General features: G+C 64.7%; 18 protein-coding genes. 13 read left to right on the forward strand and 5 right to left on the reverse strand.

Annotation, left to right across the window (positions count from 1 at the left end; all coding sequences use genetic code 11):
* The first annotated feature begins 75 nt into the window (after positions 1-75).
* The 4 genes from IVB13_RS29815 to IVB13_RS29830 all read left to right on the forward strand — a co-directional run bounded on the left by IVB13_RS29815 (position 76) and on the right by IVB13_RS29830 (position 5,144).
* Positions 76-1,626 carry an ABC transporter substrate-binding protein gene (locus IVB13_RS29815; protein WP_026233516.1) on the forward strand — a complete coding sequence of 517 codons (1,551 nt, stop codon included), beginning with the start codon at positions 76-78 and terminating at the stop codon, positions 1,624-1,626.
* Positions 1,627-1,717: 91 nt separating this feature from the next.
* Positions 1,718-2,689 (forward strand): ABC transporter permease, encoded by a 972-nt coding sequence (locus tag IVB13_RS29820; RefSeq protein WP_018458169.1) that lies wholly within the window; start codon positions 1,718-1,720, stop codon positions 2,687-2,689.
* On the forward strand, positions 2,686-3,525 hold the full coding sequence (locus tag IVB13_RS29825) for an ABC transporter permease (protein WP_018458168.1): 840 nt from the start codon (positions 2,686-2,688) through the stop codon (positions 3,523-3,525). Before IVB13_RS29820 ends, IVB13_RS29825 begins: the two co-directional genes overlap by 4 nt.
* A 2-nt stretch (positions 3,526-3,527) precedes the next feature.
* The gene (locus IVB13_RS29830) at positions 3,528-5,144 is read left to right on the forward strand and encodes an ABC transporter ATP-binding protein (protein ID WP_247296259.1); all 1,617 of its coding nucleotides are present in this window, start codon (positions 3,528-3,530) and stop codon (positions 5,142-5,144) included.
* A gap of 18 nt (positions 5,145-5,162) precedes the next feature.
* Here the strand turns inward: IVB13_RS29830 and IVB13_RS29835 are convergent, their stop codons facing one another.
* On the reverse strand, positions 5,163-5,432 hold the full coding sequence (locus IVB13_RS29835; protein ID WP_083926507.1) for a hypothetical protein: 270 nt from the start codon (positions 5,430-5,432) through the stop codon (positions 5,163-5,165).
* Between the two features lie 346 nt (positions 5,433-5,778).
* Here IVB13_RS29835 and IVB13_RS29840 point away from each other — a divergent pair, with 346 nt between their 5' ends.
* Entirely contained in the window at positions 5,779-5,943 is a 165-nt protein-coding gene (locus IVB13_RS29840; protein ID WP_018458166.1) for a hypothetical protein, read from the forward strand.
* Complete coding sequence (locus IVB13_RS29845; RefSeq protein ID WP_007605116.1) at positions 5,940-6,149, forward strand: hypothetical protein; 210 nt, start codon at positions 5,940-5,942, stop codon at positions 6,147-6,149. The genes IVB13_RS29840 and IVB13_RS29845 overlap by 4 nt, the downstream gene beginning before the upstream one ends.
* A 134-nt stretch (positions 6,150-6,283) precedes the next feature.
* Here the strand turns inward: IVB13_RS29845 and IVB13_RS29850 are convergent, their stop codons facing one another.
* On the reverse strand, positions 6,284-6,574 hold the full coding sequence (locus IVB13_RS29850) for a hypothetical protein (protein WP_018458165.1): 291 nt from the start codon (positions 6,572-6,574) through the stop codon (positions 6,284-6,286).
* A gap of 207 nt (positions 6,575-6,781) precedes the next feature.
* Between IVB13_RS29850 and IVB13_RS29855 the strand changes: the two genes are divergently transcribed.
* From IVB13_RS29855 to IVB13_RS29880, 6 genes are all read left to right on the forward strand, one after another.
* Positions 6,782-7,102, forward strand: coding sequence for a hypothetical protein (locus IVB13_RS29855; RefSeq protein ID WP_027570057.1), 321 nt, complete (start codon positions 6,782-6,784; stop codon positions 7,100-7,102).
* Positions 7,103-7,324: 222 nt separating this feature from the next.
* Entirely contained in the window at positions 7,325-8,050 is a 726-nt protein-coding gene (locus IVB13_RS29860; protein WP_018458163.1) for an outer membrane beta-barrel protein, read from the forward strand.
* A 165-nt stretch (positions 8,051-8,215) separates the two neighbouring features.
* A complete protein-coding gene (locus tag IVB13_RS29865; RefSeq protein ID WP_018458162.1) occupies positions 8,216-10,369 on the forward strand; it encodes a methyl-accepting chemotaxis protein in 2,154 nt (717 codons plus the stop codon).
* Positions 10,370-10,464: 95 nt separating this feature from the next.
* Positions 10,465-11,526 (forward strand): MBL fold metallo-hydrolase, encoded by a 1,062-nt coding sequence (locus tag IVB13_RS29870; protein WP_018458161.1) that lies wholly within the window; start codon positions 10,465-10,467, stop codon positions 11,524-11,526.
* A 201-nt stretch (positions 11,527-11,727) separates the two neighbouring features.
* A complete protein-coding gene (hemA, locus tag IVB13_RS29875; protein ID WP_018458160.1) occupies positions 11,728-12,957 on the forward strand; it encodes a 5-aminolevulinate synthase in 1,230 nt (409 codons plus the stop codon).
* A 390-nt stretch (positions 12,958-13,347) separates the two neighbouring features.
* Positions 13,348-16,857 (forward strand): hybrid sensor histidine kinase/response regulator, encoded by a 3,510-nt coding sequence (locus tag IVB13_RS29880; protein WP_026233515.1) that lies wholly within the window; start codon positions 13,348-13,350, stop codon positions 16,855-16,857.
* A gap of 10 nt (positions 16,858-16,867) precedes the next feature.
* On the opposite strand, the gene IVB13_RS29885 is transcribed toward IVB13_RS29880, so the two are convergent.
* The 3 genes from IVB13_RS29885 to IVB13_RS29895 all read right to left on the reverse strand — a co-directional run bounded on the left by IVB13_RS29885 (position 16,868) and on the right by IVB13_RS29895 (position 18,978).
* Positions 16,868-17,371, reverse strand: a complete 504-nt coding sequence (locus IVB13_RS29885; RefSeq protein ID WP_018458158.1) for a cytochrome P460 family protein — start codon at positions 17,369-17,371, stop codon at positions 16,868-16,870.
* Positions 17,372-17,490: 119 nt separating this feature from the next.
* Entirely contained in the window at positions 17,491-18,522 is a 1,032-nt protein-coding gene (locus IVB13_RS29890) for an alpha/beta hydrolase (protein WP_018458157.1), read from the reverse strand.
* Positions 18,523-18,558: 36 nt separating this feature from the next.
* Positions 18,559-18,978 carry an organic hydroperoxide resistance protein gene (locus IVB13_RS29895; protein ID WP_018458156.1) on the reverse strand — a complete coding sequence of 140 codons (420 nt, stop codon included), beginning with the start codon at positions 18,976-18,978 and terminating at the stop codon, positions 18,559-18,561.
* 197 nt (positions 18,979-19,175) lie between these two features.
* Here IVB13_RS29895 and IVB13_RS29900 point away from each other — a divergent pair, with 197 nt between their 5' ends.
* Positions 19,176-22,016, forward strand: a complete 2,841-nt coding sequence (locus IVB13_RS29900) for a winged helix-turn-helix domain-containing protein (protein WP_018458155.1) — start codon at positions 19,176-19,178, stop codon at positions 22,014-22,016.
* The last annotated feature ends 302 nt before the right edge of the window (positions 22,017-22,318 follow it).

Raw genomic sequence — 22,318 nt, forward strand, 5'->3', positions numbered from 1 at the left:
GATGGGCCGGCCATAGCTTTGCGCGCCATGACGTGCGAAGCGTTTGCGGCTGGTCTCGCTTGAGAAAGATACGACATGTCAAAACGAGTGTTGCTTGGTGTCCTCCTGGCTTGCGGTCTCGCGGCCCCGGCGCTGGCGCAAGACCCGAAAGCGGGTGGAGCGATCAATGCCGTGATTCAGCCCGAGCCGCCCGGCCTGATGCTGGCGATGGTCCAGAACGGCCCGGTGCAGATGGTGTCGGGCAACATTTTCGAAGGCCTGCTTCGCTACAGCCCCAAGCTCGAACCGCAGGCCGAGCTCGCCGAGAGCTGGAGTGTCAGCGAGGACGCAAAAACCTACACATTCAAGCTCAGGAAGGGCGTGACCTGGCATGACGGCAAGCCCTTCACCGCCGCCGACGTGCTGTTCTCGCTCGAGATGCTGAAACAGACCCACGCGCGTGCCCGCAACAATCTGGCGCAGGTCGACAAGGTCGAGGCTCCCGACGACTACACGGTGGTGTTCACGCTGAAGCAGCCGTTCGGCCCGTTCCTGGGCATCTTCGAGGTCGGCTCAATGCCGATGGTACCCAAGCATCTTTATGAAGGCACCGACTGGAAGACCAATCCCTACAATAACGCCCCTGTCGGCACCGGCCCCTTCATGTTCAAGGAATGGCAGAAGGGCTCTTTCATCCGCCTGGTCAAGAACCCGAACTATTACGAGAAGGGCAAGCCCTATCTCGACGAGATCTACTGGCAGATCATTCCCGATGCCGCGGCGCGCTCGGTGGCGTATGAGACCGGCAAGGTCGACGTGCTGCCCGGCGGCTCGGTCGAGAATTTCGACGTGCCCCGGCTCTCCAAGCTGAAGGACACCTGCGTCACCGGCGCCGGCTGGGAGTTCTTCTCGCCGCTGGCCTGGCTGTGGCTCAACAACCGGCAGGGTCCGCTCGCCGACAAGCGGGTGCGGCAGGCGGTCATGTTTGCGATCGACCGCGAGTTCGCCAAGGACGTGATCTGGAACGGGCTCGGCAAGGTCGCAACCGGCCCGTCGGCCTCGACCATCAAATACTACACCGACGACGTGCCGAAGTACCCTTACGATCCCGCCAAGGCCAAGGCGCTGCTGAAGGAAGCCGGCTACAAGGGCGAGAAGATCCGCCTTCTGCCGCTCGCCTATGGCGAGACCTGGCAGCGCTGGGGTGAAGCCGTGAAGCAGAACCTCCAGGACGTCGGCATGAACATCGAGACCATCGCCACCGACGTCGCCGGCGGCAACCAGAAGATCGGCGACTGGGACTACGACATCGCCTTCACCTACCTCTACCAGTACGGCGACCCCGCGCTCGGCGTCGGCCGCAATTACGTCTCCAGCGCGATTGCCAAGGGCCAGGTGTTCAACAACGTCGAGGGTTACTCCAACGCTGAGATCGACAAGCTGTTCGCCGAGGGCGCGGTGGCAACGCCGGACTCCAAGCGCAAGGAGATCTACGAGAAGGCGCAGAAGATCCTGGTCGAGGACGTGCCGGTGGCCTGGATGCTCGAGCTGCAATTCCCGACCATCATGCGCTGCAAGGTCAAGAACCTGATCACCACCGGGATCGGAGTCAACGACGGCTTCAAGGATGCATGGCTCGACAAGTGAGGGCTACCTCCGTCACCTCTCCCCGCTTGCGGGGAGAGGTGGGCGCTCCGTCTCTGTCGCTCCAGGTCACACCACCGATATGATCCTCTAGATGCTCTCCTTTGTCGCTCAGCGTGTCGCGAAGGGCGTGATCGTCCTGCTTGCGATCGTCGTCCTCAATTTCTTCCTGATCCGGCTCGCGCCCGGCGATCCCGCCGTCGTGATGGCGGGCGAGGCCGGCGCCAGCGACCAGATCTTCGTCCAGCAGCTCAGGGAGAAGTTCGGCCTGGACAAGCCGCTGCCCGAGCAGCTCTTCATCTACGTCAAGGGCATCGTGACCCTCGACCTCGGCTTCTCCTTCCGCCAGCAGGCGCCGGTCGCGAAGCTGATCGGCGAGCGGCTGCCGGCGACATTGCTGCTGACGCTGACGGCCTTCGCGATCTCGCTCGTGCTCGGCATTCTCTTCGGCACCTTCGCCGCGCGCTTTGCCGGAACCTTTCTCGACACCGCGATCACCGTCTTTGCGCTGATCTTTTACGCCATGCCGATCTTCTGGGTGGCGCTCATGAGCATCCTGCTGTTCTCGGTCACCATGGATTGGCTGCCGAGCTTCGGCTACGAGACGGTCGGCGCCAACCTTTCCGGCCCTGCCCATGTGGTCGACGTCGCAAGGCACCTGATTATGCCGGCGATGACGCTCGGCCTGTTTTTTATGGCGACGTATACGCGCATGACGCGAGCCTCGATGCTCGAAGTGAAGCGTCTCGACTTCGTCAAGACCGCGCGCGCCAAAGGCCTGTCCGACGCCGTGATCCAGCGTCGCCACGTCCTGCGCAACGCGCTACTGCCCGTCGTGACGCTCGCCGGAGTCCACTCCGGCACCCTGATCGGCGGCGCCGTCATCACCGAGACCGTGTTCGCCTGGCCCGGCATCGGACGCCTGATGTACGACGCCCTGCTCCAGCGCGACTACAATCTGCTGCTCGGGGTCTTCGTGATCTGCTCCGCCATTGTCCTGATCTTCAACCTCATCACCGACCTGGTCTATCGCCTGGTCGACCCGCGCATCGAATTCTCCATATGAAACAGTTCTGGAAATCGATGTTGAGGAGCCCGAGCGGCGTCATCGGGCTCATCATCCTGCTCCTTGCGATCTCAGTCGCCTTGTTCGGTCCGATGCTGTTCCCGAACTCGCCCTGGCGCATGGTGCAGCGGCCGTTCCTGCCGCCGTTCACGCTCGCGACCGTGCCGCTCGGCACCGATGCACTCGGCCGCGACGTGTTCGCCGGCATGATCTTCGGCGCACGCGTCTCGCTGCTCGTCGGCATGGTCTCCACCCTGGTTGCGCTGGTCGTCGGCGTTCCGATCGGCGCCATGGCCGGCTATTTCGGCGGCAGGGTCGACGACGCCCTGATGCGTTTCACCGAGTTCTTCCAAACCATTCCGAGCTTTGCGCTCGCGATCGTCCTGGTCGCGATCCTGCAGCCCTCGATCTATTCGATCGTCGCCTCGATCGCGCTGGTAAGCTGGCCGCCGGTCGCGCGCCTCGTCCGCGGCGAGGTGCTGTCGTTGCGCACGCGGGAGTACGTCCAGGCCGCGGTGGTCACGGGCCAGAGCAACACCTGGATCATCCTGCGCGAAATCCTGCCGAACACGCTGTCGCCGGTGATCGTGCTGGCTTCGCTGATGGTGGCGACCGCGATCCTGCTGGAATCCTCGCTGGCGTTCCTCGGCCTCGGCGATCCCAATCTGATCTCCTGGGGCTACATGGTCGGTGCCGGCCGCACCGTGATCCGCCAGGCCTGGTGGATCACCGTGTTTCCCGGCGTCGCGATCCTGATCTCGGTGCTCGGGCTCAATTTGATCGGCGAAGGCCTCAACGACGCGCTCAATCCGCGGCTGTCGCGGGAGGGCCGCTGATCATGACCGCACCGCCCGCCGTCTCCGTCAAGAATCTGCGGATCGCATTGCCCAAGGGCGCCGAGCGTCCCTTCGCGGTCGACGGCATCTCGCTCGATTTGCGGCCCGGCAAGATCGTTTGCGTGGTCGGCGAATCCGGCTCCGGCAAGTCGATGTGCGCGCATGCGCTGATGGGCCTGTTGCCGGACACGGTCACCGTCACCTCCGGCGAGATCCAGTTCGAAGGACGCGACCTGCTCAAACTCGACGACGAATGCTGGCGCGATCTGCGCGGCCGCCGGCTTGCGATGATCTTTCAGGAACCGATGACCGCGCTCAATCCGTTGATGCGGATCGGCGACCAGATGGCGGAGATGTTCGAGGCGCACGGGCTGCTCACGCCGAGGGAGCGGCGCGCAAAGGCGCTATCGCTGGCGCGCGAAGTCGGCCTCCCCGACCCCGAGCGCATCGTGCGCGCCTATCCGCACCAGCTCTCCGGCGGCCAGCGCCAGCGCGCCATGATCGCGATGGCGCTCGCGCTCGAACCGGCGGTGCTGGTCGCGGACGAGCCGACCACCGCGCTCGACGTCACCACGCAAGCGCAGATCCTGAAACTGATCCGCAACCTCCAGCGCAATCGCAACATGGCGGTGATGTTCATCACCCATGATTTCGGCGTGGTCGCCGACATCGCCGACCAAGTCGTGGTGTTGCGCCATGGCAAGGTGGTCGAGGAAGGCCCCGCCTCGGCGGTCTTCAACGCGCCGCAACACGACTACACCAAGGCGCTGCTCGCCGCCGTGCCCTCGATGGACCCACCCGCCCGCAGCCCCCTGGACGACCAGGCCAAGGCGGTCGAGGTGATCGGACTGGACAAGACCTACGTCACCTCGGGCGGCTGGTTTCGCGAGGACCGCCGCGTCGATGCCGCGCGCGGGGTTAATTTCAACATCCTCAAAGGCGAGACGCTCGGCCTGGTCGGCGAATCCGGTTCTGGCAAATCGTCGGTGGCCCGCCTTGTGATGCGGCTGATCGAGGCCGACCGCGGCACCGTGCGGATCGGCGAGACCGATCTCACAAAGCTCGCGGGCAAGGCGCTACGCGCCGAGCGCCCTCGCATCCAGATGATCTTCCAGGATCCGTTCGCTTCGCTCAATCCGCGCCGCAAGGTCGGTCATATCATCGCCGACGGCCCGATCGCGGCCGGCACCGATCCGAAAGTGGCGTTCGACCGCGCCCGCGATCTCCTCAAGATGGTCGGGCTCGATGCCGGCGCGCTCGAACGCTATCCGCATGAATTCTCCGGCGGCCAGCGCCAGCGCATCGGCATTGCGCGCGCGCTCGCGCTCGAGCCCGAGATCATCGTCGCGGACGAGGCCGTCTCCGCGCTCGACGTCTCCGTGCAGGCGCAGGTCCTAAGGCTGCTCGAAGACCTCAAGGCCCGCCTCGGCCTCTCGATGCTGTTAATCACCCACGACCTGCGAGTCGCAGCGCAAATCTGTGACCGCATCGCCGTGATGCAGCGCGGCGTCATCGTCGAGCTGAAGCCGACCGCGCAGCTGTTCGCCGCGCCCGAGCATGCCTATACACGCGAATTGCTCGCAGCAGTCCCGGGGCAGAGAGAGCGCGCGCCGGCGTAAGTCAGCCGACCGCGGTTTCTACTTCGTTCGAGGATTCGTGTTGTTCCAGGTGGGGACTGAGTTTGTTACGCCGACGGAGGGCTGGTTGGACGTTCCGATCGACGGCGCCGTCACGGTCCCGACGGTCTGCCCGGAACTTCCGATGGTCCCTTGCTGCACCGGCGCTCCGGTGCGTCCGCTCGTGCTGCCTGGTGTACCCGTCCCCGATGTTTGTGCGTTTACAGCAAGTGGCGCGGCGGCCAATCCGAGAGCAATAAGTGCAGCAATGGTGCGTTTTGTTCTTGTCATGGCTGATCCTTTCGGGCGCGGTCTCTCAATCGCAATGCCGTTCGTCGAGGCGCCCGTGCACTGACTGACCTTACAACTCCACGCGCGAGAAAATGTGCCGCAGTGCCATCATCCCGTGGGCTCAACTCTTCATCACGATGCTACGAAGCGGTCCCCGCCGAACGGATGCGCCGTGCCATCGGCGCATCGCTGAAGGTACCCCGTTCCACCTCAGGAACGGAATAGTCACGGGCTTTTTATCCCTCGTGGCCGCCCGCATGGCTGCAAAGCCGAAGCCGGCACCCCACATCCGCATGAAATGATTTCCATCATGTGATGGTGGATTGAAGATCTAATTGGAGCCGACATGGGCCAGATTATTCAGTTTGTCTCGAAATCCGAGCGCGAGCGCATTCGCCTCATCCAGGAAGCGCGCGCGATCTACGACAGCATCTTCCCGCCGACTGATCCGATGAGCGAGAGATCAGGCGGAGCCGCCGCACGTCGCAGCGACGGGGGCAACCTCGCGTGATCAAAATCATCGCCGTGCTCTGCAACCTCGCCTCTCCGGCGAACTGTCATGAGCAGACCGTCACCACATCCGACTTCGCCGACGTCTCGATGCAATCTTGCCTGATGGGCGCGCCGCAACTCGCCGAATGGATGAACCAGCATCCGGCCGAGCGCCTCGCCGGGTGGCGCTGCGTGATCGGCCAACAGGCCGGGCGGGGAATTTAGGATCGGACGGGCTCTCCCTGAACGATCCGCAATGTCTGGTCCACCGCCATGATCATTGCTGGTCGCACTTTATCATCTTCTTTGGCCTTGCGACCGTCACAGGTGACCGGCATTGGCTCGCCAGACAGGCGCGCCTACCTGACCGGCGGGTTGGTGTTGCTCCAGGTCGGGACTGCGTTGGTCACGCCGACCGACGGCCAGTTATACGTACCGACCGACGGCGCCGTGACCGTCCCGACCGACTGTCCGCTCGACCCGTAGGCTCTGGGCTGTGCTGCCAACGATCCGGCGCTCCCATAGCTCGGAGCCACCACGCCGGTGCTGTAAGCTCGGCTTGACCGGTGCTTCTTGGCCTCAGCCGCGATCGGCGCGGCAAGCAACCCGACGGTGACTAGGGCGGCAATGGCGGGTTTGATGCTTGTCATGGCTGATCCCTTCATTCGCTGTGGGCCCCTTGCCATCTGTTCATTCAGCCGCGGATTTCCATAGGCAGCCGTTCATAACTCCGTGCGCGGGCGGAGGCGCCGGGGAGCGGTCGCACGACTAGCACGCCCGCTCGCGTGCCTCGCCTTCGGATGGACCCGAATCAGCGCTAGTGCATTCACCTCATCGACTTCGCGTATTGAGGCGACATGACCGGTCCCGAACTGAAGCAACTCCGCAACGATCTCTCGGAGGTCCTCGAGCGCAAGCTCACCGCGGCCGACATGGCCCGGCTTTGCGGATTGCCGGAGAAGGGCGGCGCCGACACCATCCGGCGCTGGGAAGTGAGCGGCCCGACACCGTCGGCGACCAAGGTGCTGCGCGTGCTCGCGATGGCGAGCGAGCGCTATCCGATCCTGGAGAAGTTCGACGTCTTCGATCGTCATGACGTGCGCGAGGAAGACCGGCCCGCAAAGCGCGCTGCATTCCGCGAACAGATGCGCGATGAGGCGCGGCGCCGTCTTGGTTAATGAGATGCGCGCGCAAGTTACCCTGATAACGCCGAGTTAAGCTTTCCTTCAGCACTTCTTAAGCCGACATTAAGCACAAAAATCATTTACAGCCCAATAAGTTACGTTGGCTGCCGCTGTGCCATGGATGTGACAGCATTTTCGTCAAAAGCGAGCTATCTGCAAACCAACGACGGCGCGGAAAGCGCGACTGCCGGGGACTTAAGTGTTGGAGTTTGGACTATGAAGAAGATTCTGTTTGCGACCGTTGCGCTGCTCGTGGTGGGCGCTGCCGCACCGGCGGTCGGTGCCGATCTCGGTAACCGCAACTATTATAAGGCGCCCGCGCCCGCCTATGCCGCCCCGATTTACAACTGGACCGGCTTCTATATCGGCGGCCATGTCGGCGGCGCGTTCTCCAGCGACAACAATTTCAGCGGCCTCTCCACCGGCAATAACGGCAACGGCCGTTTCCTCGGCGGTCTGCAGGCCGGTGCGGACTGGCAGTTCAACCCGAACTTCGTTGTCGGCGTCGAAGGCCAGTATTCCTGGCTCTCCGGCAGCGTCGGCGCGGTGTTCCCAGCCGGCGTCGCCTACACCAACGACCAGCGCGGTCTCGGCTCGATCACCGGCCGCGTCGGCTACACCTGGGGTCCGGGCCTGCTCTACGTGAAGGGCGGCTACGCCTATTCCGACAACAACGAGAAGGTGACCGTCGGCGGCGTGCCGACCGGCTTCATCATCAGCGGCGACCACCGCAACGGCTACACCGTCGGCGCCGGCCTCGAATACATGTTCGCGCCGAACTGGTCAGCCAAGGCCGAGTACCAGTACTACAATTTCGGCGACGCCCACTTCACCGCGGGCCCGCTGGCGGGAACCGGCAACTTCACCACCGACGACCACACCATCAAGGCGGGCGTCAACTACCGCTTCAACTGGGCCAACTCGGCGGTCGCGCGCTACTGAACGGTTATCAAAGCCTTATCATGATGAAGGGCCGGCATCGTTGCCGGCCCTTCTTTTTTCGCTGTGCGGAACGCAACGCAACCAATTGAGCAACTTGCGATTTTTTAACCTGCCCCGAGGATACTCCGCCGCGAAAACATAAAGATCATGCGTGGGGGAATTTCGATGGCGATCCGTCTGGGCCTTGGCCGTTTGCTTGGTGGTATCCGGCCTCGTTTCAAAATGCCGACATGGGGCGTGCGCGGCAGCCTGTTCACGGCCTTCGCAGTGATCGCGGGCATGGGTCTCGTGATCGCGGCCGGCGCCGGCTTCGTCTTCAACCATCTCGGCAGCACTATGATGGACCTGAGCGGCCGCGATATCCCCCGCCTTTCCGCAAGCCTTCAACTCGCATCGCAAAGCGCAACGCTCGCGGCGCAGGGGCCGGGCCTGCTGGCGTCGCCGTCCGACGAGGCGCTGAACGAACGCACCAAGAAGGTGCAGGAGATCCAGCAGCTTGCCATGGCCAAGCTTGGCGAGATCATCGAGCTCGGCGCCGACAAGCAGATCGCAACCGCGTTGCGCGACACCGCCAAGAGCATCGACGAGGCGACCCAGAGCCTGGTGTCAGCCGCGCGCGAGCGGCTCGATACCGGCGCGCTGCATGACAAGCAATATGAAGCACTCCGCAAGGCGCAGCTCACCTTCGTCGGTGCGGCCGGTCCTGCCATGCTGGATGCGCAGACGCGTCTGAACGCGATCCTCGGTGCGGCGGAAGTTTCCGCTGACGATGCCACCGAAGCCGCCCGCACCGTCTCCCAGGTCGCGACCATCTCCGCCAACGGCAATCTGATGGCCGCCGACATGATGGCGGCGCTGTCGGCCAACAACAGCGATACGCTGGAGGCGATCGAGAAGGAGTTCAAGGCGACGCGCGACCGTGTCAAGTCGAACCTCGAGGACCTGCCGAACATGGCCTCGATGCAAGCGGTGCGCGACACCGTGCAAAAGCTGTTCGCCTTCGGCGAAGGCAAGTCCGGCGTGTTCAAGATCCGCCAGAAGGAGCTCGACGCCATCGACTACGGCCAGACCATCCTGGACGAGACCCGCAAGCTCAATGTCGGCCTCGGCATCAGCGTGCAGCAGCTGGTCGAGGGTGTGCAGAAGGAGACCAACGCGTCGACCTTCCAGGCGCGGCAGGAGATCTCGCTCGCGACCACCGCGATGCTGGCGCTCGGCGCACTGACGCTGGTCGGCTCGGCGCTGTTCGTCTGGCTCTATGTCGGCCGCAACATCCTGCGCCGCATTCGCGAGCTTCAACGCGCCATGCAGTTGCTCTCGGCCGGCGACCTTGACACCGAGATCGTCCGCTCCCGGCAGAACGACGAGATCGGCGCGATGAAGGAAACGCTGACGGTGTTCCGCGACAGCATGATCGAAGCCCGGGCGCTTGCGAGCGAGCAGGACAGGGATCGCATCGCCAAGGCCGAGCGTGCGGCGCAGATGGAGGCGAAGATCGCCGGGTTCGAGAGTACGGTGCGCTCCGCACTCGACAATCTCGCGCAGTCGGCCAATTCGATGCAATCGACCGCGCAGAGCATGTCGACCACGGCAGACCAGTCCAATGCGCTGGTGAACGCGGTTGCCTCCGCAGCCGAAGAGACCTCGGTCAACGTGCAGACCGTATCGTCAGGCACCGAGCAGCTCTCGTCCTCGATCGAGGAAATCAGCAAGCAGGTCGTCACCTCGGCCGCGATCGCCAGGAAGGCGGTCGACGAAGCGGGCGCGACCGACGCCACCGTGCAGAGCCTCGCCGACAGCGCGAGCCGCATCAGCGTGGTGGTCGACCTGATTCAGACCATCGCCTCGCAGACCAATCTGCTGGCGCTCAACGCCACCATCGAGGCGGCGCGCGCGGGCGAAGCCGGCCGCGGCTTCGCGGTGGTCGCCTCCGAGGTGAAGAGCCTCGCGAGCCAGACCGCCAAGGCCACGGAGGAGATCCGTAGCCAGATCGCCAGCATGCAGTCAGTGACGACGTCGGCGGTCGGCGCCATCCAGGGCATCGGCCGGATCATCGGCGAGATCAACGACGTCACTACGACGATCGCCGCCGCCGTCGAGGAACAGGGCGCGGCGACACGCGAGATCGCCCGCAACATCCAGCATGCGGCCGGTGGCACCAGCGAGGTTTCCAGCAACATCGTCGGCGTCTCCACGGCTTCGGCGGAAGCCGGCGCAGCGGCGAACGAAGTGCTCGGCGCCTCCGACGCGCTCCGCCGCGAAGCCGACATGCTGCGCGGAGAGATCGACGCGTTCCTCAACAACATGCGGGCTGCGTAAGGCGCCGTTCCGTAGCCCGGAATGACCGCTATGCAGGCCGCGCCAGCGTTCTTTTTCGGCTGGCGCGCCGTGACGGGCGGGTTTAAGCCGGTAGGATGAACGCAAAGACCGACACCGTGCAGTCCTCCGCCGACGCCCTGCGCTATCCCTGGGAACAGCATCCCGGCCCCGAACAGGTCGTCGAGGTGAAGCCAGGAGTGTTGTGGGCGCGGCTGAAGCTGCCGTTCCGCCTCAACCATGTGAACATCTACCTGCTCGCCGATGGTGACGGCTATGCCATGATCGATGCCGGCTTCGGCAATGAGGAGACGATCGAAGCCTGGACGAAGCTGTTCGACGGGCCGCTGAAGGGCGTCAACATCACGCGCCTGATCGTGACCCATTCCCATCCCGATCATGTCGGTCTGGCCGGGTGGATCGTCGAGCGGTTCAACTGCCCGCTCGTGATGTCGCAGGTCGAATATCTGCAATCGGTCTATCACCAGAACCGCGGCACCGAGGAGCGGCAGGAAGCGCAGCGGCTGTTCTTCCGCCGCCATGGCATGGACGAGTCGCTCACCGAAAAACTGCTCGGCCGCGGCCAGGACTATCTCAAGCGCGTCTCGGTGCTGCCGCCGTCCTACCGCCGCATCTCGCATGGCGATGACGTCGTGATCGGCACGCGCCGCTTCAAGGTGATCACCGGCGGCGGTCACGCGCTCGACCAGGTGATGCTGTACTGCGCCGACGACAAGCTGTTCCTCTCGGCCGACCAGGTGCTGAGCAAGATCTCGCCGAACGTCAGCGTGTGGGCGGTCGAACCCGACCAGAACTCGCTCGGCGAATATCTGGCCTCGCTCGCCCGCCTCACCACGACTCTCCCCTATGACGTGCTGGTGCTGCCTGGCCACGGCGTGCCGTTCTACGGGCTCAAGACCCGCATCAAGCAGCTCGCCGATCACCATGAGGAGCGCTGCCGCCTGATCGCGGAAGCCTGCCGCGAGGTGCCGCAGACCTCGCGCGCCCTGGTGCCCGTGGTGTTTAACAAGCACGTTCTGGACGAACATCAGATGGGTTTCGCTGCCGGCGAACTGGTCGCCCACGTCAATTACATGATCGTCGAGGGCCGGCTGACGGCCGAGACGCAGGACGGCGTGTTGCAGTTCAGGACGACCTGAGCGCTGACTTCAATTCAGCGGATGGTGCAGAGCAACATTGCATCTCGCGCGAACTTGATCCGGATCAAGTTTCAAATCGCACGATAGGGCATTTTGCCCAAATGCCCCGCAGGTCCAAATGTGGGATAGCGCATAGACATTGGAGCTGGAAAAGCTCTAAGGATATGCGGGTCTTTGGTCGGTTCCGCTGCAGGTTTGACGATGGATTACGCCCAGTTTTTCAATTCCGCCCTTGATCGTCTCCACACCGAGCGGCGCTACCGCGTGTTCGCCGATCTCGAGCGCATTGCCGGCCGGTTCCCGCATGCGCTCTGGCACTCGCCCAAGGGCAAGCGCGACGTCGTGATCTGGTGCTCCAACGATTATCTCGGCATGGGCCAGCACCCGAAGGTGGTGGGCGCGATGGTCGAGACCGCGACCCGCGTCGGCACCGGCGCCGGCGGCACCCGCAACATCGCCGGCACGCATCATCCGCTGGTGCAGCTCGAGGCCGAGCTCGCCGATCTCCACGGCAAGGAAGCCTCGCTGCTCTTCACGTCCGGCTACGTCTCGAACCAGACCGGCATCGCGACCATCGCAAAGCTCATTCCGAACTGCCTGATCCTGTCCGACGAGCTCAACCACAATTCGATGATCGAGGGCATCCGCCAGTCCGGCTGCGAGCGGGTCGTGTTCCGCCACAACGACCTCGCCGATCTCGAAGCACTGTTGAAGGCTGCGGGCCCGAGCCGGCCCAAGCTGATCGCCTGCGAGAGTCTTTATTCGATGGACGGCGACATCGCCCCGCTCGCTAAGATCTGCGACCTCGCCGAGAAGTACGGCGCGATGACCTATGTCGACGAGGTCCACGCCGTCGGCATGTACGGCCCGCGCGGCGGCGGCATCGCCGAGCGCGACGGCGTGATGCATCGCATCGACATTCTCGAAGGCACGCTGGCCAAGGCGTTCGGCTGCCTCGGCGGCTACATCGCCGCCAACGGCCAGATCATCGACGCCGTGCGCTCCTATGCGCCGGGCTTCATCTTCACCACCGCGCTGCCGCCGGCGATCTGCTCGGCCGCGACCGCCGCGATCAAGCATCTGAAGACGTCAAGCTGGGAGCGCGAGCGTCACCAGGACCGTGCCGCCCGAGTCAAGGCGATCCTCAACGCCGCCGGCCTGCCGGTGATGTCGAGCGACACCCACATCGTCCCGCTGTTCATCGGCGATGCCGAGAAGTGCAAGCAGGCTTCCGACCTCTTGCTCGAACAGCACGGCATTTACATCCAGCCGATCAACTATCCGACGGTCGCCAAGGGCTCCGAACGCCTGCGCATCACGCCCTCGCCCTATCACGACGACGGCCTGATCGATCAACTCGCCGAAGCCCTGCTGCAGGTGTGGGACCGCCTGGGTCTGCCGCTCCGCGAGAAGTCGCTGGCGGCGGAGTAGGCTTCTTCGCCTTCTCTTTCGATCTAAGTTTCACCGTCCCGGAGCTACCCCCTCCCCACCGTCCCCCAAGGGGGAAGGGAGCGAGAGAGTTGCGCCTCCCTTAGGTCGGCGGAGCCGCACAGCGTAGCGGTCGGTCTCGAATTTCCTGCAACGCGGACGGTCTCTCCGTTCCCTCCCCCTTGTGGGGGAGGGTCAGGGAGGGGGTACCACGCGGGGACTCTCTCGGGGAGCCAGAAGCAGCGCAGCTTTAAGGCAGCCGCTTAACGACAACTCCGGTTCCCGCCGTGGCACGGCATTTCGCTGTCGCCTCCACCCGTCCAACGCGCTAGATTTACAGGGAAAATGAGATCGGGCGCGGCCAGCGCGCGCCCCGGGAGAAGCACGCTCGCCATGCTGCACGATTGGGGCGTGATCGCCGCCGCCTTCGGCTATATCGGCTTTCTGTTCCTGGTGGCGAGCCATGGCGACCGCCGCTCGCCGGCCGGGCGCGGCCGCGCCTCGGGGCTGATCTATCCGCTGTCGCTGGCGATCTACTGCACCTCCTGGACCTTCTTCGGCTCGGTCGGCTTCGCCACCCGCACCTCCACCGACTTCCTCGCGATCTATGTCGGCCCGATCCTGATGATCGGACTCGGAGCCGGCGTGCTGCGCCGCGTGATCCAGCTCGCGAAGGCCCACAACATCACCTCGATCGCCGACTTCATCGGCGCGCGCTACGGCAAGAGCCAGGCAGTGGCGGCAACCGTCGCGCTGATCGCCATCATCGGCTCGGTGCCCTACATCGCGCTCCAGCTCAAGGCGGTCGCCTCCTCGCTCGAAACCATCCTGAGCGAAGACCAGGCCTTCTCCCACATCCCGATCATCGGCGACGTGGCGCTGATCGTGACGCTGGCGATGGCGGCCTTCGCGGTGCTGTTCGGCACGCGGCAGACGGACGCCACCGAGCACCAGCACGGCCTGATGCTGGCGGTCGCAACCGAATCCATCATCAAGCTCGTCGCCTTCCTCGCTGCGGGCACCTTCGTCACGTTCTGGATGTTCTCGCCGCACGAACTGATCGAGCGCGCGATGAAGACACCGGAGGCGGTGCGCGTCATCAACTATTCGCCGTCGATCGGCAACTTCCTGACCATGACGCTGCTGTCGCTGTGCGCGATCATGCTGCTGCCGCGCCAGTTCCACGTCAGCGTGGTGGAGAATTCCTCGGACGCCGAGGTCGGTCGCGCGCGCTGGCTGTTTCCGCTCTATCTCGTCGCCATCAATCTGTTCGTGATCCCGATCGCGCTCGCCGGCCTCGTCAGCTTCCCGTTCGGCGCCGCCGATCCTGACATGTACGTGCTGGCGCTGCCGATGGAGGGCGGCGCGGATCTGCTCAGCGTCGCCGTCTTCGTCGGCGGGTTGTCGGCGGCGACCGCGATGGTGATCGTCGAATGCGTCGCGCTCTCCATCATGGTTTCGAACGACCTCGTGGTGCCCCTGGTGCTGCAACGACGGCCGGAGGGGCGCACCGGCGGTGCCGATTTCAGCGACTTCCTGTTGCGTTCGCGCCGGCTCGCGATCTTCGCCATCATGGTGATGGCCTATTTCTACTACCGCGCGCTCGGCAACACCCAGCTCGCGGCGATCGGCCTGCTGTCTTTTGCCGCCATCGCCCAGCTTGCACCAAGCTTCTTCGGTGGACTGCTGTGGCGGCGCGCGACCGCGCGCGGCGCGATCGGCGGCATGCTGGTCGGCTTCGCAGTGTGGCTCTACACGCTCTTCATCCCGAGCTTCATGGATACCTCGACGGCGGGCATCCTGCTGCTCCAGCACGGCCCGTTCGGGATCGAGGCGCTGCGGCCGCAGGCGTTGTTCGGCGCCGATTTGCCGCCGCTGATGCACGGCGTGGTCTGGTCGCTGTCGCTCAACATCCTCACCTACGTGCTGCTGTCGCTGGCGCGCCGGCCGTCTTCGATCGAGCTGGTCCAGGCCGATCTGTTCGTCCCCAACACGCTCGCGCCAATTTCCCCGAATTTCCGCCGCTGGCGCACCACGGTCACGGTGCAGGACATCCAGACCACGGTAGCGCAATATCTCGGGCCTGACCGCGCGCGGCATTCGTTCGAGGCCTTATCCGCGCGGCGCAATGTGCGGCTGGAGTCCGGGGCGCCCGCCGATTTCGAGCTGCTGCAGCACGCCGAGCACCTGATCGCCTCCTCGATCGGCGCAGCCTCCTCGCGTCTCGTAATGTCGCTGCTGCTGCGCAAACGGACGGTCTCCGCCAAGGCTGCGCTAAAACTGCTCGACGATTCCCATGCGGCGCTGCATTTCAACCGCGAGATCCTCCAGACCGCGCTTAACCATGTGCGCCAGGGCATCGCGGTGTTCGATGCCGATCTGCAACTGATCTGCTCCAACCGGCAGTTCGGCGATCTCCTCAACGTTCCTCCGCATTTCATCCAGTTCGGCACGCCATTGCGTGAAATCCTGGAATTCATGGGCGTGAGCGAGCCGGCCGATCCGATCGAGCGCGAGGCCATGCTGGAGCGCCGGCTGGTGGCTTACACCACCGACGGCGAGCCTTATCTCGAGCGCCTGCCCGACCGCCACATGGTGATCGAGATCTTGACCAACCGCATGCCCGGCGGCGGCTTCGTCATTACCTTCACCGACGTCACGCCCACGTTCGAGGCGGCCGAAGCGCTGGAGAGGGCCAATGCGACGCTGGAAAAGCGGGTGCGCGACCGCACCGAGGAGCTGACCCGGCTGAATTCCGAGCTGGCGCTGGCCAAGAGCGCGGCCGAAGACGCCAGCATCTCCAAGACCCGCTTTCTCGCCGCCGCAAGCCACGACATTCTCCAGCCGCTGAACGCGGCGCGGCTCTATGTCACGAGCCTGGTCGAGCGTCAGCACAGCGGCGAGGAGACACGGCTGGTCGAGAACATCGACGAATCGCTCCAGGCGATCGAGGAAATTCTCGGCGCGCTGCTCGACATCTCCAGGCTCGACGCCGGCGCGATGACGACCTCGATCTCGAGCTTCAAGATGGCCGATCTGATGCGCTCGCTGGAGATCGAGTTCGCGCCGATCGCACGCGCGAAGAATCTGGCGCTCGTGTTCGTGCCGTGTTCGCTGCCCGTCGAGTCGGATCGTCTCTTGCTGCGGCGGCTGCTCCAGAACCTGATCTCCAACGCGATCAAATATACTCCACGCGGGCGCGTGCTGGTCGGCTGCCGCCGCCGCGGCGCCACGCTGAAGATCTGCGTCTACGACACCGGCGTCGGCATCCCGACGGTCAAGCGCGGCGAGATCTTCAAGGAATTTCACCGCCTCGAGCAGGGTGCGCGGATCGCCCGCGGCCTCGGCCTGGGCCTGTCGATCGTCGAGCGGCTGGCGCGCGTGCTCAAGCACGACATTGCCATCGATTCCAATGTCGGCGGCGGCTCGGTGTTTTCCGTGACGGTGCCGACGGCGAAGGCGATCACCCACACCGCGGCCGTGACCAGTGCGACGCCGCTCGCACGCACCTCGATCTCGGGTACCCTGATCGTCTGCATCGAGAACGACGCCGCGATCCTCGACGGCATGCGCACGCTGCTGAAAGCCTGGGACGCCGAAGTGATCGCGGTCGCCGATCCCGAGGCCGCGATCGCCGCAATCGAGACTGCGGGCCGCCGCGTGACCGGCCTGCTGGTCGATTACCATCTCGACCGCGGCAACGGCATCGCCGCGATCCGCGACATCCGCCGCCGCTTCGGTGACGGCATCCCCGCGATCCTGATCACCGCCGACCGCAGCCCCGCCGTGCAAATGGCTGCGCGCGACGAAAAGGTTGCGGTGCTCAACAAGCCGGTCAAGCCGGCTTCGCTGCGCGCCCTGCTCGGCCAGTGGCGCACGCAGCAGATGGTGGCTGCGGAGTGAAACTCCGCACTCAGGGCGCAAGCCTTGTAAACACGTAGTCGCGACACTTCACACGAGCTTCGTGGCACGCGAAGCAGGTGCGATGCTGGGCCTCGTCGACCGGCTTGCCGTTGATGAAGCGACCAAATCCCCAGCCGCCGGTCGAGGCATATTTTTTGGAATCCTTGACCATCACCTGGACGGTGGTGGCTTCACCGGGAATCGTCGCGGACGCAAATTCGGGCGACTGTTTCCGCTTCCAGGCCCGCTTGACCAGAATTGTGCCGTCCGGGAACGGAAGCTTGTTGTCTTGATAAGCATCGATCGCGGTCCTGTTGCCGACGACGGCACGCAGCTCGTCCAGGGGAGCCGCCTCCTCGGCCGGCGCGATCAGCTCCCACTGCTTGTAGCCCTCCGGCACAGTGACGCCGAAGATGGGCGAGGCATCCGCCGGGCCCTGCGCGAAAGCGATCGTGACCAGATAGGGCACGCAGGTCAGGACAACGACGAGGAGGAGCACGGCAAGCACGATCATCGTCGTAGAAGACGGAACTTTTGACTTTTCGGATTTCATTTTCGCTGACGCTTCATTGAACTGCGTTCGCATGTCAGGCCTCGGTCCGGCCTTGCCGGACCGAGGCGCTGCCAAAATCCTCAGGCGCCGCCGTCGGCGTCGATGACGGCCTTGGCAAAGGCTTGCGGTGCTTCCTGCGGCAGATTGTGGCCGATGCCCCCGGTGATCAGGCGATAGTCGTACCGGCCCGAGAATTTCTTGGCATAGGCGCTTGGATCGGGATGTGGCGCGCCGTTGGCATCGCCTTCCATCGTGATCGCCGGGACGCTGATGACGGGAGCTGCGGCAAGCTTCTTTTCGAGCTCCTCGTACTTCGCCTCGCCCTGGGCGAGTCCGAGCCGCCAGCGGTAATTGTGGATGGTGATCGCGACGTGATCCTTGTTGTCCAGCGCCGCCGCGCTGCGCTCGAAAGTGGCGTCGTCGAACTTCCACTGCGGCGAAGCGAGCTTCCAGATCAGTTTTGCGAAATCATGCGTGTACTTCTCGTATCCGGCGCGGCCGCGCTCGGTCGCGAAATAAAACTGGTACCACCATTGCAGCTCGGCCGACGGCGGCAGCGGCGCGTTGCCCGCGGCCTGGCTGGAGATCAGATAGCCGCTGACCGAGACCAGCGCGCGGCAGCGCTCCGGCCAGAGCGCGGCGATGATGTCGGCGGTGCGCGCGCCCCAATCAAAACCGGCGACCACCGCTTTCTTGATGTCGAGCTTGTCCATCAGCGCGATGATATCGGCTGCCATTGCCGCGGGCTCGCCGTTGCGCGGCGTCTCGGCGGAGAGGAAGTGGGTCGAGCCGTAACCACGGAGATAGGGAATGATGACGCGATAGCCGGCCTTTGCCAGGATTGGCGCGACGTCGACGAAGGCGTGAATGTCGTAGGGCCAGCCGTGCAGCAGGATCGCGACGGGGCCGTTCGCAGGACCGGCCTCCGCGTAGCCGACGTTGAGGACGCCGGCATCGATCTGCTTGATCGCGCCGAACGACGCATTCCTTGCGGAAGAGCGCGTCGCTTGCGATTCGGCGCGGGCGAGGCCGATCACGCCGAGGCCGGCGGCGACAGTTCCCGCGGCGATGCCGAAAAACTGGCGGCGGTGCTGATCGATGATCTGTTTCATGATGCTGCTACCTTTCTGATAGTTGGAGGTGGTGCGTCAGATCAGTGCGACCGTGACGTCGATGTTGCCGCGGACGGCCTTGGAATAGGGACAGGTCTGATGCGCCTCATCGACGAGGCCGCGCGCGATCTCGCGATCGAGGCCGGGCAGGCTGACATCGAGGCGTGCCCTGAGCGAATAGGCGCCCTCGTCGAGCACGAGGTCGATCTCCGCATCGATCGCACATTTCCTGGGGAGCTCGATCTTCCGCTTGCGGGCCGCGATTTCCATCGCGCCTTCGAAGCAGGCCGACCAGCCGGCCGCGAACAATTGCTCGGGATTGGTACCGATGCCGTTGCCGCCCGGCGGCGACAGCTTGACATCCAGACGGCCGTCGGAACTGCGCGATATCCCGTCCTGCCGCCCGCCACTGGTGCGGGTCCGGGCCGTGTAGAGCAATTTTGCCGCTTGGGTCATGAATGTCTCCTTGCCATCGCGCAACTCACTAGCAGCGGCTGCCGCGACACACCCGTTGGGACTTGTGAGAAGTTGTGAGGTCTCGGTTCGCGCGCCTCACAGGACCTGCATCCGCGGTCCGATCGCGGCGTGGGACGGCCTTGCCGGATTGCGATCATCTGGCTATCCGGTCCGTTCCAAAAGATCAGGATTCCGCCATGACCGAGCCGGCCGGCACCGCAACGGGAACCCTCTCGTTTGGGCCATTCACTGTGACGCCGCACGAAAGACTCGTCATGCGCGACGGCGTCGCGCTGCCGCTCGGTGCAAAGGCCTTCGACACGCTGCTCGCGCTGATGTCGCGGCCGAACCAGGTCGTCAGCAAGTATGATCTGATGGCGCTGGTGTGGCCCGGCATGACAGTCGAGGACGCCAATCTGCGCTTTCACGTCGCGGCGCTTCGCAAGGCCCTTGGCGACGGCAGGGACGGTGCCCGCTACATCACGACGCTCTCCGGCCGCGGCTATTGCTTCGTGGCGCCGATCTCGCAGGCGGCTATCGCGGCAGATCGGCGCACCGTAGCGCGAACGGAATTGCCGCCCGTCAAACTGCCGAACCGGCTGCAACGAATGGTCGGGCGCGACGATGCGGTCGCCGCCGTCTCCGACAGGCTGATCCGCTCGCGCTTCGTCACGATCGTCGGCCCGGGCGGTGTCGGCAAGACCGCCGTTGCCGTTGCCATCGCTCACGATCTGCTCGCGACATTCTCCGACGCCGCACATTTCGTCGATCTTGCCGCGCTGAGCGATCCCGATCTCGTGATCACCTCGATCCTGCTGATGCTGGGCTTGCCGGCGCAAACCGACGATCCCCTGCCTGCGCTGCTCGCGCATCTCCGGGACAAGCGGATGCTGCTGATCCTCGACAATTGCGAACACGTCATCGCAGCCGCGGCCCCGCTGGCCGCCGAGATCTTCCACGCCGCACCGAATATCTACATTCTGGCGACGAGCCGCGAAGCCCTGCGGGTCGAGGGCGAGCAGGTGTATCGGCTGGCGCCGCTTGCCGTTCCGCCCGACCATCCCGGTCTGACGGCGGCCGCGGCGCAGACTTATCCTGCACTTCAACTCTTCCTCGAACGTGCCACGGCCGGTGGCGCGCAGATCGCGCTCGACGATGCCAATGCAGCGATCGTCGCCGGGATCTGCCGCAAGCTGGACGGCATGGCGCTGGCAATCGAACTCGCCGCCGGCCGGGTCGAAGCCTACGGCCTGGAGCAGACCGCGGCACTGCTCGACGAGCGCCTCAATCTGCTCTGGCAGGGCCAGCGCACGGCGCCGCCGCGACAGAAGACGTTGCAGGCGACGCTGGCATGGAGCTACGGGCTCTTGTCCGATATCGAACGTCTCGTGCTGCGCAGGCTCGCGGTTTTCGCCGGTCACTTCACTATCGACGCCGCACTCGAGATCGTGCCGGACGAACGCGTCGACCGCTCCCGCCTGTTCGATGCCATCGACGGCCTGGTGGCCAAGTCGATGGTCGCGGCGCGGCCGATTGGCGCCATGATGCGTTACCGTCTGCTCGACACGACGCGCGCCTATCTGCTCGAGATCGAACCTGATGACGCGGCGCTCGCCGCCCGCCACGCGACCTATTACCGGCAATGGCTGGAGCAGGCCGGCACGACATGGGCCACGGTGCCGAGCGCCGACGAGCGCGCGATCCACTTCTCCGCGCTTCACAACGTGCGCGCGGCGCTGGACTGGTGTTTTGGCACGGACGGCGATGCCAGCATCGGCATTGCACTGGCCGCAGCTGCAGCGCCAATTTTTCTCGCGATGTCGTTGCTGGTCGAGTGCCGGCGCTGGTCTGAACGGGCGCTGCTTGCGCTCGATCCTTCCTCGCGCGGCGGCGCCGAGGAAATGCACATCCAGGCCGCGCTCGGACTGACCTTGATGTTCACGCGCGGCGGCAGCGAAGCGGCGCGTGCCGCGTTGAGCCGAAGCCTTGCGATCGCCGAGGCGCGCGGCGACGCGCCGAACCAGCTCCAGCTGCTCGGGCGCATGCATATCTTCCACGAGCGGATGGGACAGTTCGACGCCGCGCTCGGCTATGCGCAGCAAAGCCTCACGGTCGCCGGGACACTCGGCGATGCCGCCTCCCTCGCCCTCGCCCATTCGCTCCTCGGTGTCTCCTTGCATCTTGCCGGCGAGCATCGCGACGCGTTGACGATGCTGGAGACCGCCTGGCATAAGCCGGGCACGGAACGGATCAGCACCGTCTATGGCTTCGATCACCGCAACCGGGCCGGCATCTCGCTCGCGCGCGAGTTTTGGTTGCAGGGCCGCCCCGCGGATGCGATGCAACTGGCCCGGCAGACGGTCGTCGAGGCCGCCCAGATGGACCATCCGATCACGCTCTGCATTGCGTTGATCTGGGCGGTCTCGATCGATCTCTGGAGCGGAGACCTCGATGCCGCGGAAGAGAACATCGACCGCTTCATCGCCCATGCCGAATCGCGCTCCATGGGGCCCTATCTTGCCGTCGGCCGCGGCGTCAAAGGCGAGCTGGCGATCCAGCGCGGCAATGCCGCCGAAGGCGTCGAGACGATCGGGACGTGTCTGCGTGAGCTCCACGATGCCGGTTACGAGTTGCTCACCACGACGTTCAACATCGCGCTTGTTCAGGGCTTGATGACGCTTGGGCAGATCGAGCGGAGCGCGCGCCTGCTCGACGACGCGATCCGCCTCGTCGAGCAAAGCGGCGATCATCTGTACATGCCCGAGCTGCTGCGCATGAAGGGCAGGGTTCTCTTGGCCAGAGCCCAGCCCGAGGCCGATCAAGCGGAAGCCCATTTCGTGCAATCACTGGCATTGAGTCGTCGCAAAGGTGCCAAGGCCTGGGAGCTGCGGGCCGCGATCGATCTCGCCGGTCTCCTTGTCGAACGCGGCCGGCGCGAGGAAGCGAAGCGGTGGCTTCAATTGGCGTATGAAGGCTTCGCCCAGGGCTCGGAAACAGCGGATATCAAGGCTGCCGAGAAGTTGTTGCAAACATTGTGACGCGGACTCTGGTGCGGAGTGAGGCGCGCACTCTCTCAAAGCGTCATTGCGAGCGCAGCGAAGCAATCCAGAATCTCTCCGCGGTAGGACGCTGGAACGCTTCGCTACGCTCGCAATGACGGAGCAAAGGGCAGCATCGCCATCCTCCAATTCAGGTTCAACTTGCAGACATGCCTTCGCGTCCTCGCGGCGCGTTTCGCCCGAGCTTTGCCTGGTCATTCCACCCTCAAAGCCAAGAGGGCGCAGGGAAGGCCGGGTGCCGGCTGGCACCCGCGGTCCGCTGCGCGAAAATGTAGCGCAAG

This window comes from Bradyrhizobium sp. 17 (assembly GCF_023073515.1).
GTDB classification, from domain to species: Bacteria; Pseudomonadota; Alphaproteobacteria; order Rhizobiales; family Xanthobacteraceae; genus Bradyrhizobium; species Bradyrhizobium canariense_D.

Bases quoted from the DNA above. Each gene is read 5' to 3' on its own strand.
- IVB13_RS29815 (WP_026233516.1), top strand. From the start codon at position 76: ATGTCAAAACGAGTGTTGCTTGGTGTCCTCCTGGCTTGCGGTCTCGCG.
- IVB13_RS29820 (WP_018458169.1), top strand. From the start codon at position 1,718: ATGCTCTCCTTTGTCGCTCAGCGTGTCGCGAAGGGCGTGATCGTCCTG.
- IVB13_RS29825 (WP_018458168.1), top strand. From the start codon at position 2,686: ATGAAACAGTTCTGGAAATCGATGTTGAGGAGCCCGAGCGGCGTCATC.
- IVB13_RS29830 (WP_247296259.1), top strand. From the start codon at position 3,528: ATGACCGCACCGCCCGCCGTCTCCGTCAAGAATCTGCGGATCGCATTG.
- IVB13_RS29835 (WP_083926507.1), bottom strand. From the start codon at position 5,432: ATGACAAGAACAAAACGCACCATTGCTGCACTTATTGCTCTCGGATTG.
- IVB13_RS29840 (WP_018458166.1), top strand. From the start codon at position 5,779: ATGGGCCAGATTATTCAGTTTGTCTCGAAATCCGAGCGCGAGCGCATT.
- IVB13_RS29850 (WP_018458165.1), bottom strand. From the start codon at position 6,574: ATGACAAGCATCAAACCCGCCATTGCCGCCCTAGTCACCGTCGGGTTG.
- IVB13_RS29855 (WP_027570057.1), top strand. From the start codon at position 6,782: ATGACCGGTCCCGAACTGAAGCAACTCCGCAACGATCTCTCGGAGGTC.
- IVB13_RS29860 (WP_018458163.1), top strand. From the start codon at position 7,325: ATGAAGAAGATTCTGTTTGCGACCGTTGCGCTGCTCGTGGTGGGCGCT.
- IVB13_RS29865 (WP_018458162.1), top strand. From the start codon at position 8,216: ATGGCGATCCGTCTGGGCCTTGGCCGTTTGCTTGGTGGTATCCGGCCT.
- IVB13_RS29870 (WP_018458161.1), top strand. From the start codon at position 10,465: ATGAACGCAAAGACCGACACCGTGCAGTCCTCCGCCGACGCCCTGCGC.
- hemA (WP_018458160.1), top strand. From the start codon at position 11,728: ATGGATTACGCCCAGTTTTTCAATTCCGCCCTTGATCGTCTCCACACC.
- IVB13_RS29880 (WP_026233515.1), top strand. From the start codon at position 13,348: ATGCTGCACGATTGGGGCGTGATCGCCGCCGCCTTCGGCTATATCGGC.
- IVB13_RS29885 (WP_018458158.1), bottom strand. From the start codon at position 17,371: ATGATCGTGCTTGCCGTGCTCCTCCTCGTCGTTGTCCTGACCTGCGTG.
- IVB13_RS29890 (WP_018458157.1), bottom strand. From the start codon at position 18,522: ATGAAACAGATCATCGATCAGCACCGCCGCCAGTTTTTCGGCATCGCC.
- IVB13_RS29895 (WP_018458156.1), bottom strand. From the start codon at position 18,978: ATGACCCAAGCGGCAAAATTGCTCTACACGGCCCGGACCCGCACCAGT.
- IVB13_RS29900 (WP_018458155.1), top strand. From the start codon at position 19,176: ATGACCGAGCCGGCCGGCACCGCAACGGGAACCCTCTCGTTTGGGCCA.